The sequence below is a fragment of the Brenneria sp. L3-3C-1 genome (genome assembly GCF_016456245.1).
GTDB lineage: Bacteria > Pseudomonadota > Gammaproteobacteria > Enterobacterales > Enterobacteriaceae > Brenneria.
The window spans coordinates 18,524-31,139 of record NZ_JAEMHF010000006.1 but is presented as its reverse complement, the minus strand read 5'-3'; the positions used below and the strand labels follow the sequence as shown (position 1 = coordinate 31,139).

The 12,616-nt window shown below is 53.8% G+C and carries 12 protein-coding genes; 3 read left to right on the top strand and 9 right to left on the bottom strand.

The window, feature by feature from the left end; all coding sequences use genetic code 11:
* Window positions 1-45 precede the first annotated feature (45 nt).
* Both JG725_RS12930 and ruvX read left to right on the top strand, forming a co-directional pair.
* A complete protein-coding gene (locus JG725_RS12930; protein WP_172290828.1) occupies window positions 46-609 on the top strand; it encodes a YqgE/AlgH family protein in 564 nt (187 codons plus the stop codon).
* A complete protein-coding gene (ruvX, locus tag JG725_RS12925; RefSeq protein WP_172290829.1) occupies window positions 609-1,031 on the top strand; it encodes a Holliday junction resolvase RuvX in 423 nt (140 codons plus the stop codon). Before JG725_RS12930 ends, ruvX begins: the two co-directional genes overlap by 1 nt.
* Window positions 1,032-1,128: 97 nt before the next feature.
* Here ruvX and fbp read toward each other — a convergent pair whose 3' ends face one another.
* Window positions 1,129-2,133 carry a class 1 fructose-bisphosphatase gene (gene fbp, locus JG725_RS12920; RefSeq protein ID WP_172290830.1) on the bottom strand — a complete coding sequence of 335 codons (1,005 nt, stop codon included), beginning with the start codon at window positions 2,131-2,133 and terminating at the stop codon, window positions 1,129-1,131.
* A 168-nt stretch (window positions 2,134-2,301) separates the two neighbouring features.
* Between fbp and mpl the strand changes: the two genes are divergently transcribed.
* The gene (gene mpl / locus JG725_RS12915) at window positions 2,302-3,687 is read left to right on the top strand and encodes a UDP-N-acetylmuramate:L-alanyl-gamma-D-glutamyl-meso-diaminopimelate ligase (RefSeq protein WP_199378356.1); all 1,386 of its coding nucleotides are present in this window, start codon (window positions 2,302-2,304) and stop codon (window positions 3,685-3,687) included.
* A gap of 96 nt (window positions 3,688-3,783) precedes the next feature.
* Here mpl and JG725_RS12910 read toward each other — a convergent pair whose 3' ends face one another.
* From JG725_RS12910 to mutL, 8 genes are all read right to left on the bottom strand, one after another.
* Window positions 3,784-5,082: an adenylosuccinate synthase gene (locus tag JG725_RS12910; RefSeq protein WP_172290832.1), complete on the bottom strand. Its 1,299-nt coding sequence runs from the start codon at window positions 5,080-5,082 to the stop codon at window positions 3,784-3,786.
* Window positions 5,083-5,181: 99 nt separating this feature from the next.
* Window positions 5,182-5,382 carry a DUF2065 domain-containing protein gene (locus tag JG725_RS12905; RefSeq protein WP_172290833.1) on the bottom strand — a complete coding sequence of 67 codons (201 nt, stop codon included), beginning with the start codon at window positions 5,380-5,382 and terminating at the stop codon, window positions 5,182-5,184.
* Window positions 5,383-5,589: 207 nt separating this feature from the next.
* Window positions 5,590-6,579 carry a protease modulator HflC gene (gene hflC, locus JG725_RS12900; protein WP_172290834.1) on the bottom strand — a complete coding sequence of 330 codons (990 nt, stop codon included), beginning with the start codon at window positions 6,577-6,579 and terminating at the stop codon, window positions 5,590-5,592.
* Window positions 6,580-6,582: 3 nt separating this feature from the next.
* Window positions 6,583-7,848, bottom strand: a complete 1,266-nt coding sequence (gene hflK / locus JG725_RS12895) for an FtsH protease activity modulator HflK (protein WP_199378354.1) — start codon at window positions 7,846-7,848, stop codon at window positions 6,583-6,585.
* Between the two features lie 91 nt (window positions 7,849-7,939).
* Window positions 7,940-9,220: a ribosome rescue GTPase HflX gene (gene hflX, locus JG725_RS12890; protein ID WP_172290836.1), complete on the bottom strand. Its 1,281-nt coding sequence runs from the start codon at window positions 9,218-9,220 to the stop codon at window positions 7,940-7,942.
* Window positions 9,221-9,312: 92 nt separating this feature from the next.
* Window positions 9,313-9,609: an RNA chaperone Hfq gene (gene hfq / locus JG725_RS12885; RefSeq protein WP_048637380.1), complete on the bottom strand. Its 297-nt coding sequence runs from the start codon at window positions 9,607-9,609 to the stop codon at window positions 9,313-9,315.
* A gap of 100 nt (window positions 9,610-9,709) precedes the next feature.
* Window positions 9,710-10,651 (bottom strand): tRNA (adenosine(37)-N6)-dimethylallyltransferase MiaA, encoded by a 942-nt coding sequence (gene miaA / locus JG725_RS12880; protein ID WP_199378352.1) that lies wholly within the window; start codon window positions 10,649-10,651, stop codon window positions 9,710-9,712.
* Window positions 10,644-12,575 carry a DNA mismatch repair endonuclease MutL gene (mutL, locus tag JG725_RS12875; RefSeq protein ID WP_199378350.1) on the bottom strand — a complete coding sequence of 644 codons (1,932 nt, stop codon included), beginning with the start codon at window positions 12,573-12,575 and terminating at the stop codon, window positions 10,644-10,646. Before mutL ends, miaA begins: the two co-directional genes overlap by 8 nt.
* Window positions 12,576-12,616 lie beyond the last annotated feature (41 nt).

Genomic DNA, 12,616 nt, shown 5'->3' with positions numbered 1-12,616 from the left:
GGCGAGCCGATTATCAAACGCTGACAGGATCGATAAAAATACATAATGAATTTACAGCATCACTTTCTCATTGCCATGCCAGCACTTCAGGACCCGGTATTTAAACGTTCGGTGGTCTATATATGCGAACATAATGAAGACGGTGCCATGGGGTTGATCATCAACAAACCCATGGAACAGTTTACTGTGGAAAATGTGCTGAAAAAGCTAAAGATAGATCCAGCGCCGCGCGATCCGTCAATCCGGCTGGACAAACCGGTTTTTGCCGGCGGACCGCTGGCGGACGATCGCGGATTTATCCTGCATACGCCCTGCCCCGGTTTCGCCTCAAGCATCGCGATTTCGGAGGACACCATGATCACCACCTCGAAAGATGTGCTGGAGACATTGGGAACCGCCGATCAGCCGAAAAATACATTGGTCGCGCTGGGCTATTCCGCCTGGGACAAAGGCCAGCTCGAAAACGAACTGCTGGACAATGCCTGGCTGACCACGTCGGCGGACAAAGCGATCCTGTTTCACACGCCCATTGCTGAACGCTGGCGGGCGGCGGCGAAAAAACTGGGGGTGGATATCCATAATATCGCCGCTGAAGCAGGACACGCCTGATGGCCAGTCGGACCATTCTGGCCTTTGATTTCGGCACCAAAAGCATCGGCGTTGCTATCGGACAGGAAATCACCCGCACGGCTCGTCCGCTGACGTCATTTAAAGCGCAGGACGGCATACCCGACTGGCAAAAAGTCGAAAAGCTGTTGTCAGAGTGGCAACCGGCGCTGGTTGTGGTGGGTTTGCCGCTGAATATGGATGGTACGGAGCAGCCGCTTACCGCCAGGGCGCGAAAATTCGCCAATCGTCTGCACGGCCGTTTCGGCGTACAAATTGCCCTGCATGACGAACGACTGAGCACGGTAGAAGCCCGTGCCGGCCTGTTTGAACGCGGCGGTTTCCGCGCGTTGGATAAAGGCAGCGTGGATGCGGCGTCCGCCGTCATTATTCTGGAAAGCTGGTTCGAAGGGCAAAGTCAGTAAAGGAATAACGGTTTGGCATCAGTGCGCCTCTGATTGCGGGGCACACTGACGAACGCTCGGTCTTTCTCAGTTAAGCTAAATCAGACGACAACGCCAGTTACTCATCCGGGAACTCACGGATAAAACGCTCAACGTCATTGACCATCGATTCCGTCCCCACAAAGAAAGGCGAACGCTGGTGCAGCTTCTGCGGCATGATGTCCAGAATACGGTTTTTGCCGTCGCTGGCTTTACCGCCCGCCTGCTCCGCCAGAAACGCCATCGGGTTGCATTCATACAGCAAACGCAGCTTGCCTTTCGGGTAGCTCGCCGTGCTCGGATAGAGATAAATCCCGCCTTTCAACAGGTTACGATGAAAATCAGCGACCAGCGAACCAATATAACGTGAGGTATAAGGGCGCAGCGTCGATTCGTCCTGTTCCTGACAGTATTTAATGTATTTCTTCACGCCCAGAGGAAACTTGATGTAATTCCCCTCGTTAATCGAGTACATGTTCCCTTTTTCCGGGAAATGAACTCTTTCATGCGACAGGCAGAACACGCCAAGAGACGGATCGTAGGTAAACGCATGCACGCCGTGCCCCGTGGTGTACACCAGCATGGTGGACGATCCATAAACAATGTAGCCTGCGGCGACTTGCTTATTACCCGGTTGCAGGAAGTCGTCTTCCGTTACCGAGCTTCCCAGGGGGGTAATACGGCGGTAGATAGAGAAGATGGTGCCGACGGAGACGTTAACATCAATATTGGAAGAGCCATCCAGCGGATCCATCAACACGACATATTTCGCGTTTTCCGCCCGATCGCCTTCAAAGATAACTATTTCATCCTCTTCTTCAGAGGCTATGCCCGCAACCTCACCGCGCGCTTTTAAAGCGGCTTTCAATTTTTCATTGGCATACAGATCAAGCTTCATCTGTACTTCGCCCTGAATATTGGAAATGCCGCTGGTTCCCAGGATATCAACCAGACCCGCTTTGTTAATATCGCGGTGGATGATTTTGGCACCCAGTTTAATCGCTGACAGCAGCGCGGTAAGCTCACCGGTGGCATGAGAGAAATCGTGCTGTTTTTCGACGATAAATTCGCCTAACGTTTTCATAACACTATTCCAGAGTCTACGGATGAAAAGCGGTTCCATTTATACACCGCCAACGTTTTCGCATGCAGTGTAGCCCAAAGAGAAAGTGAGTACCTAGTCAAATCCATTTCTTATGATGGTTTCATAGGGTTAGAATGTGCGCAGACTCACTGTATAGATGGAAACTGTATGCGCATTCATATTTTAGGCATCTGCGGCACCTTTATGGGCGGCCTGGCGATGTTGGCCCGTTCATTAGGGCATCAGGTAACGGGTTCAGATGCGAACGTCTATCCCCCCATGAGCACTTTACTGGAAGAACAGGGGATCACGTTGATTCAGGGATATGATCCTGCGCAGCTCGATCCCGCCCCCGATCTGATTATTGTGGGCAATGCGATGACGCGCGGAAATCCTTGCGTTGAAACCATGCTGGAACAAGGGCTGCCGTATGTGTCCGGTCCGCAATGGCTGCATGATTATGTCTTGCGCGATCGTTGGGTGATCGCGGTCGCCGGTACGCACGGCAAAACCACCACGGCGGGAATGGTCGCCTGGATCCTGGAGGATTGCGGCTACCAGCCCGGTTTCGTGATTGGCGGCGTCCCCGGAAACTTTACGGTCTCGGCCCGTTTAGGCGACAGCCCGTTTATGGTGGTCGAAGCAGACGAATATGACTGCGCCTTTTTTGATAAACGATCTAAATTCGTCCATTACAGCCCGCGCACGCTCATTCTCAACAATCTTGAATTCGATCACGCCGATATCTTCGATGATCTGAAAGCCATCCAGAAACAGTTCCATCATCTTGTCCGTTTGGTTCCCGGCAGTGGGAAAATTATCCTGCCCGCCAATGATATTCACCTCAAGCAAACCATGGCGATGGGGTGCTGGAGCGAGCAGGAACTGGTGGGCGAAGATGGTGTCTGGAACGCCAGGAAAGTCTCGACGGATGCCAGTCAGTATCAGGTTTACCTGAATGGCGAGCAGGTTGGTGAAGTGCAATGGAGTCTGGTTGGCGAACACAATATGCACAACGGCTTGATGGCTATTGCCGCGGCCCATCACGTTGGGGTTCTGCCCGCCGATGCCTGCCGTGCGCTGGGGGGATTTATCAATGCCCGCCGCCGTCTTGAATTACGCGGTACGGCACACGGCGTCGCCGTCTACGACGATTTCGCTCACCACCCTACGGCGATCCTGGCGACACTGGCCGCGTTACGCAGCAAAGTCGGCGGAACCGCCCGCATTCTGGCGGTACTCGAACCGCGCTCCAACACCATGAAGATGGGGATGTGCAAAAACGAACTTGCGCCGTCACTGGGTCGCGCCGACGAAGTCTTTCTATTCCAGCCGCAGCATATTCCCTGGCAGGTTGCCGAAGTCGCAGAATCCTGCGTACAGCCGGCACACTGGAACGCCGACATCGACACGCTGGTCGATATGATTGTGAAAGCGGCGCAGCCGGGCGATCATATACTGGTGATGAGTAACGGCGGGTTCAGCAACATCCATAATAAGCTACTGGATGCATTGCAGAATAAAGCCCGTGCGGAAATTGCCGCGGGCGAATGAGAAACAGCAAAAAGGACGGAAACCCGTCCTTTTTTATGCTTTGCCTTCCAGCTCGTTAAAATCGCTCAGCGACTTATGAACCGGGGCTAAGTCCGTTCAAGCGTCAAACGGATCGCGCAGGATAATCGTTTCACTGCGGTCCGGGCCGGTAGAAATAATGTCCACCGGGACGCCGGTCACTTCTTCCACACGTTTAATGTAGTTCAGCGCAGCCTGCGGCAATTTGTCGCGCTCTTGCACGCCAAACGTGCTTTCGGTCCAGCCTGGCAAGGTTTCATAAATCGGCTCAATACCTTCCCAGCCTTCCGCAGCCAGCGGAGTCGTATCCACCTCGCTGCCATCAGGCATACGGTAGCCGACACAGATTTTGACTTCTTCCAGGCCGTCCAGCACGTCCAGTTTGGTCATGCAGAAACCAGACAGTGAGTTGATCTGTACTGCGCGGCGAACCGCAACGGTATCCAGCCAGCCGGTACGGCGACGGCGACCGGTCGTCGCGCCGAATTCATTCCCTTTCTGGGAAAGATACTCGCCGACATCATCAAACAGCTCGGTCGGGAACGGGCCGGCGCCAACGCGAGTAGAATAGGCTTTAACGATACCCAGCACATAGTCAACGTAGCGCGGGCCAAGGCCAGAGCCGGTCGCCACACCGCCTGCCGTGGTATTGGAAGAGGTGACATACGGATAAGTGCCGTGGTCGATATCCAGCAGCGTACCCTGCGCCCCTTCAAACATAACGAAATCGCCGCGCAGGTGCGCTTTATACAGCAGGTCGGCAACATCAACCACCATGCCGGTCAGGATGTCGGCGACCGCCAGGACATCATCCAGCACTTTCTGGTAGTCAACCGCGTCGACTTTGTAGTAGTTGACCAGTTGGAAGTTATGGTATTCAACGATTTCTTTCAACTTAACGGCAAAGGCTTGTTTGTCGAACAGATCGCCGACGCGCAGCCCGCGGCGGGCGACTTTATCTTCGTAGGCCGGGCCGATACCGCGCCCCGTGGTGCCGATTGCCTTCGCGCCACGTGCTTTTTCGCGCGCGTTGTCCAATGCGACATGATAAGGAAGAATCAACGGACAGGCTTCAGAAAGCAGCAGACGTTCGCGTACCGGGACGCCGCGCGCTTCAAGATCCGTCATTTCCTTCATCAGCGCATCCGGCGCCAGCACCACGCCGTTAGCGATGATGCTGACAACATTTTCACGCAAAATGCCAGAGGGAATTAAATGAAGAACGGTTTTTTCACCGTTGATAACCAGAGTATGGCCAGCATTGTGGCCACCTTGGTAGCGCACAACATATTTAGCCCGTTCAGTCAGCAGGTCGACGACCTTGCCTTTACCTTCGTCACCCCATTGGGTGCCCAGTACGACGACGTTCTTACCCATCTCAAGAATCACCAGGTTGCTTAAAAAAGGATTCTAACATCTCATCTGCTCGCTTTCAGTACTTTTAGCATACGTTTGCGCACATTTTTCAGATGAATTTTAACTGCCTATCCGGCTACGCAACATATAGTAGATCACGCATCCGGCAACCACTATTCCGCCCCCGAAACGCCGTAATGTGTTATCAGGCAACTGCGCCATTGCCAGAATCATACGCCGCCAGATACGGGGAAACAGTAACGGCCCCAACCCTTCGATAATCAACACCAGCCCCAAAGCTATCCACACGGTTGTATTCATAAGAACTCCATAAAAAATCGCCGGGAGCGATTTTAAACGTCGCTTTCGACGACCCAAAGGGTGACGGGCAGGATAGCCCGTCATAAAAAATCGCCGGGAGCGATTTTCAACGTCGCTTGCGACGGCCCAAAGGGTGACGGGCTGGAAGCCCGTCATAAAAAAAGCCCGTAAGATACGGGCTTGAAGTCAGCTTGATCAAGCTAATGATTAACGACGGAGAGTTGTATCCGGCGATTTCATATAGCGGAAGAAATCGCTGTCCGGACTCAACACCATGACATCCTGATTAGAGCTGAAGCTGCTTTCATACGCACGCAGGCTACGAATGAAGGAGTAGAAATCAGGATCCTCGCTAAAGGCCTGGGCAAACAGTTTCGCTGCTTCCGCATCGCCTTCACCACGGGAAATACGTCCCTGGCGCTCAGCTTCCGCCAGCGTACGGGTTACCTCGTAGTCCGCCGTCGCTTTTAACTTCTCAGCCTCTTCCTGGCCTTGCGAACGGTGACGACGCGCTACCGCTTCACGCTCTGCACGCATACGTTGATAGATGGCGTCAGACACTTCGGTCGGCAGGTTGATCTGCTTGATCCGCACATCGATAACTTCGATACCCAGCGCAGCCATGCTGTTCGGGTTAACGTGCGGCTGGGCGCCGGTCGTTTCCTCTGCAACACGCGCCGCGGCCGAAGCAATCGCGTTATCCGCTTCCGTCGTCTCACCCGTCCCGGTATTCAATGCTTCACGCACATCGGTCATTAACTGCCCGCGGGAATCGGTAACGATACCTTTCAAATCCAGACGACCAATCTCAGAACGCAGACGGTCGCTGAATTTACGTTTCAACAGGACTTCCGCCTGAGAAACATCACCACCGCCGGTCGCCAGATAATAGCGGCTGAAATCGCTAATCCGCCATTTGATATAGGAATCAATGATCAGGTCTTTCTGCTCTTTGGTGATAAAGCGATCGGCCTGGTTTTCCATGGTCTGAATACGCGCATCCAGCATCTTCACCGAATCTATGAACGGAATTTTAAACTGCAATCCCGGAGCATAAATCAGCGGTTTGTTTTCATCATCGCGCAACACTTTGCCAAAACGCATAACGATGCCACGCTGGCCTTCCTGCACCACGAACAGTGACGCATAGACCACCATCAGTACCAGGATCAGGATAAATAGTAAGGGCTTACGCATTGATTATTCTCTCCCTACTCGAGTGATGTCATCACGCTGCGCATTTGCTCTGCGCTGATCCATGATATTTCCGTTGTTGCTGCTTCGCGTCTGATTGGTGTTAGCGCCGCTGTTGCCCGATGTGGCAGGCAAACGCAGTGGGTTGGCGCTACTGCTGTTGTTGCTTTGCGGATTTTCGCCGCTGTTTGATCCGCGCAACATTTGATCCAACGGCAATACCATCAGGTTGCCGCCTTTATCATTAACCAGCACCTTACGGGTATGGCTCAGCACTCGCTCCATGGTTTCGATATACAGACGCTCACGCGTGATCTCAGGCGCGGCTTTATATTCCGGCAACACTCTGGCAAAACGGGCGACTTCACCCTGAGCTTCCAGAACGGTACGAGTTTTATAAGCGCGAGCCTCTTCCAGAATACGCTGAGCCTGACCGTTGGCGCGCGGCTGAACCTCGTTGGCATAGGCTTCCGCTTCACGAATATATTGCTGCTCGTTTTCACGCGCGGCAATGGCGTCGTCGAACGCCGCCTTCACCTCTTCCGGCGGACGCGCCGCCTGGAAGTTGACGTCCAGCAAGGTGATACCCATATTGTACGGACGCACCGTTTCTTCCAGTACGCGCTGGGTGTCGGTACGCACGATGGTCCGGCCTTCAGTCAGGATCTTATCCATCGTGTACTTACCGATCACGCCGCGCAACGCGCTGTCCGTCGCCTGACGCAAGCTATCATCCGCATTGGTCACGCTGAACAGATAACGTTCCGGTTCCGTCACACGATACTGGACGTTCATTTCGACGCGAACCACGTTCTCATCCGATGTCAACATCACGCCAGACGTTGCCAGTTCACGCACCGACTCCACGTTAACGGCTCTGACAGAGTCGATAAACGTCGGCTTCCAGTTAAGGCCGGGCTCAACCTGATGGCTGAATTTACCAAAGCGTGTTACCACGCCGCGTTCCGCCTCTTTGATGGTATAGAAACCGCTGGCGGCCCAGATGACGACAGCCGCAACCGCGACAATACCGACCACCCGCCCGCCAAGGCTGGAACCGCCCGAAGTCCCGCTGTTGCCGGAACCCGTGCCCTTTCCTCCTCCCAGATCGCTGAGTTTTTTGCTCAGTTTACGGAAGATATCGTCCAAATCCGGTGGCCCCTGATCTCGGCCGCCTTTATTATTACTTCCGCCAGAGTTGCCGCTATTGTTATTGCTGCTCCCCCACGGGTCGCGGTCCTGTCCGTTATTACCGGGCTGATTCCACGCCATGTTTTAGCTCCATTCTTTATGATAGGTGTTCTTCAGGTTCAATATCCCAGAGTCCGTCAGACTATTTCGCCATTCAGACAATATCTGCCAGTCAGACAATATAATCCGCCAGTTCCTGCTCTTGTTTACAGAGGCGGCGCCAGTCGGCAATCGGCATGCGAATCGTTAAACCGATATGCCCGTCCTCTTCAATCCATTCTTTTTCTATTGCCTGAAGCTGGTAAAAACGGCTGCGCAAACGTCCGGCCTGCGGAGGAAGACTCAATGAATATTGTGCGATTTCCCCAGATAGCCGCTCGGTCAACGCTTGAAATAGCAACGGAATACCTTCACCGGTTTGAGCTGAAAGCCAGATTCTGACCGGTAAATTTTCTTCGTTGCGATCGATACGCGGTATGAAATCTTCCAGCATATCAATCTTGTTCATTACTAACAGCGTAGGAATCTCATCGGCTTCGATTTCTGCCAATACCGTATCTACCGCATCGATATTCTCGTCAAGACGAGGATCGGCGGCGTCCACAACATGCAATAACAGAGAAGCCTGACGCGTTTCCTGTAACGTAGCCTTAAACGCAGCCACCAAATCGTGCGGCAACTGCCGGATAAAACCTACGGTATCCGCCAACACCGTATCACCGACATCATCCACCTCAATACGGCGCAATGTGGGATCCAGCGTGGCAAATAACTGATCGGCCGCATACACGCCTGCCGATGTTATCTTATTAAACAGCGTGGATTTGCCGGCATTGGTATAACCCACCAGCGAAACCGTCGGCACATCAGCGCGAACGCGCGCCCTGCGCCCTTGTTCGCGCTGTTTTTCCACCCGTTCGAGACGGGACAAAATCTGGCTGATGCGGTTACGCAGCAGACGGCGGTCGGTTTCCAACTGGGTTTCCCCGGGGCCACGCAAACCGATGCCCCCTTTTTGCCGCTCAAGGTGCGTCCAGCCGCGAACCAGCCGAGTGGCAAGATGACGCAGCTGCGCCAGCTCTACCTGTAACTTCCCTTCGTGGGTACGCGCACGCTGGGCAAAAATATCCAGAATCAACCCGGTGCGATCGATAACGCGACACTCGCATAAGCGCTCAAGATTACGTTCCTGAGCCGGTGTCAAAGCATGATCGAACAACACCACAAAAGCGTTGGTATCTTTTACCGCCTGAGCAATTTCCTCGGCTTTGCCTTCGCCAACAAAATACTTGGGGTGAGGCGCCTTACGGCTGCCGGTAATTACCTGCAATGACTCAACGCCGGCAGAAGAAACCAGAGACTCAAACTCCAGCAGGTCTTCCGTATCTTTATCTTGCGAGAAGTAAATATGAACTAGTATGGCTCGTTCACCAGCTTCATAACGGTCAAACAAGCGAGTAACCTCTCAAACGATCAAAAAGCACCAGAGCGGAGGAAACAGGCGATGTATTCCGGCCCCCCGCCATGGTGAATTGACAATACGCTTTATTCAGCGTCATCACTTTCCTGCGGCTGTTGCTGACCAGCCGGATTGCTACCATGATAATTGCTGGTGCCTGGATTATTGCTGTGATGAGACACCGGACGGGATGGAACCACGGTAGAAATGGCGTGCTTATACACCATCTGGCTAACCGTATTCTTTAACAAAATGACAAACTGATCAAAAGACTCAATCTGACCTTGCAATTTAATACCATTCACCAAATAAATCGAAACCGGAACACGTTCGCGACGCAATGCGTTCAGGAACGGATCTTGCAAAGATTGCCCCTTAGCCATTCTATATTTTCCTTATTTGTTTGTTGTTTGTAACAAAGAACCCTATGGCTCTAAAAAATTTGTGCGCTGAGACCTAGCCAATTGTACACAATCACCCAACCTATGCACTAACAACCTGTATTACCTTGTCCAGTGCTTCTTTTGGCTTTTCACTATCCAGCCAGCAAACATCATCCCAACCGCGCAACCAGGTCATCTGTCGCTTGGCAAGCTGCCTCGTCGCACAAACTCCCCGATAAACCATTTCATCATAATCAATTTCACCGGATAAATATGACCACATCTGGCGATAACCGACACAACGAATGGAAGGCAAATCCCTGTGCAAGTCATTGCGGGCAAACAGCGCCCGGGCCTCCGCCTCAAAACCTGCCGCCAACATCTGATGAAAACGCAGTTCAATACGCTGATGCAACAACTCACGCGTCGCCGGGGCGATGGCGAACTGCTGAACCTTATATGGCAACGCTTCACCGGACATTTTTGTCAGTTCAGTTAAAGTGTTACCTGAAACGAAAAAAACTTCCAGTGCCCGAGAAAGTCTCTGCGGATCATTTGGATGAATCCGAGCCGCGGCAACCGGATCTATCTCACATAAGTGACGATGCATGGCTTCCCAACCGACGTCTTTCGCCTGTTCTTCTATACGCTGCCGCACCACGGCGTCGGCAGAAGGCAATGGCGACAATCCTTCAAGCAGGGCCTTAAAGTAAAGCATGGTGCCCCCCACCAGCAGGGGGATACGCCCGGCGGCGCTGATTTCCGCCATTTCCCGCAACGCATCGCGGCGAAAATCAGCCGCGGAATACGATTCCGCCGGGTCGAGAATATCGATCAGGCGGTGCGGCGCCTGAGCCAACTCTTCCGCCCCCGGTTTCGCGGTCCCGATATCCATTCCCTTGTAGATGAGGGCTGAATCAACACTAATCAACTCTACGGGTAAATGTTGGCGCAACGCCATTGCCAGCGCCGTTTTACCCGATGCCGTCGGCCCCATAATAAAAATGGCCGGGGGAAGCGACGCCTTTTCAAAATCACTCATGCTTCAAAGCCCTGATGGCGCTATTGATGTCCATCATATATAAAAGTTCGGGCGGCGGAGCCTTTACCAACTGAGGGCAAAGCCGCTCGACATCCGTCAAAAGTTGTATCGCCTGGGAATGGCTCCAGCTTTGCTGCTCGCTCTTCAACCGGGTCGCCAGCCACCCGGCCAGAGCGTCCGGTTCCGTGGTTTGAGAATCGGCCAGATAGCCTAACAGTTCAGAGATCAAGTTTTGTAAATTTTGTTGGCGCAATGGTAAAGGTACGGCGCGTAACGTGGCGCGTTGTGACTCAACCACAATATCAATACCAAAAAGCGCCAACAGGGTCTGATATTCTGCCACTACCGCCCTCTCTGATTTATTCAGCGTCAGGCGCTGAGGAATCAATAACGGCTGCGGGCGCAGCCCGCTTTCGGGCGGCGTCAACTGCACCTGCTTCAGGAAACGTTCCGCGACCGGCAAAGACAGTAACGCTAATCCCTTATGGTATTCCAGCAAAGCATAACAAGGCGGATAAACGGTAAGCACGCGGCCAAATCCCGCGGCGTTGCTTTCGAGCGGAGAGGCGATGGACGCACGTATTTTTTCGCCTTGCGTATCCGCTATCGGCGCCGTTTTATCAGGCTGCGGCACCGCTCCGGCGTCGGAACGGGGTTGCGCCGGCGCGGCAACCGGCTGGCGGGATGACGACTCACTGACATCTTCGGCTTGCAGCAGTTTTCGGTACAGTTCGCCTTGTTTCTTCTGATAGGCAGGCGCCGTGGGATAATGGGGTTCACGGGCCTTCCCCGCATGACCGGCAGATTTTTCCGCCGCTGTGGATGTCGGCTGGGCAAAATGGTTTTCACCGGCGGCGGTGCGATTTTCCTGTCGCCAACGAATTGGCTGCTCCGTTCCCGGTTCAGAGAGGGCAAGCGCAGGCGCAGAGGCCTTCTGTAGTACCGTCATCACCGCCTGATAAATAAAATCATGCACCAGCCGAGCCTGATGAAACCGGACTTCGTGTTTGGCCGGATGCACGTTGACATCCACCTGGTGGGGATCGATTTCCAGATACAGCACATAGGCCGGTTGCCGATCGTCGCTAAGCCGATCCTGATACGCCTGCCGGATAGCATGGTTGATTAACCGATCGCGCATCATCCGTTGGTTCACATAGCAGTACTGCATCTCGGGCAGTGGTTTCTCCCCAGCGGGATCGGCCACCCAGCCATGAATGGTCAAATCGTCATGCTGCCATGACACCGCCAGCGCTTGCTGTAAAAACACGCTGCCGCAGATGCTGCCGAGGCGTCGCTCATGCTGCGACGGATCGGTTACAGGCCGGTACTGCCGGATCAACTTCCCGTTGTGGTGCAACGTGATGGCGACATCAAACCGCGCCAGCGCAATTCGGCGAACGACCTCATCGATATGGGTGAACTCGGTTTTCTCCGTACGCATAAATTTGCGGCGGGCCGGCGTATTGTAAAACAGATCCAGCACTTCCAGCGTGGTGCCGACCGGGTGAGCGGCCGGCTTGACCGTTACCGACATATCGCGCCCTTCGGCATAGGCCTGCCAGGCTTCGGACTGCTGGGCGGTACGCGAGGTTAGCGTCAGACGGGAAACCGAACTGATGCTGGCCAGCGCCTCGCCGCGAAATCCCATACTAACGATGGCTTCCAGATCGTCGAGCGTGGCAATCTTGCTGGTCGCATGACGCGCCAACGCCAGCGTCAGTTCATCTTTGCCGATGCCCGCGCCATTGTCGCGGATACGAATCAGCTTGGCGCCGCCGCGTTCTATGTCGATATCAATACGCGTCGCGCCGGCATCCAGACTGTTTTCCACCAGTTCTTTGACCACGGAAGCAGGACGCTCCACCACTTCCCCGGCCGCAATCTGATTGGCCAATTGCGGCGGCAGAACCTGAATCGGCATGGCGTTTCCCTCTTACATTATCCAGATGAAAAATCAGCGTA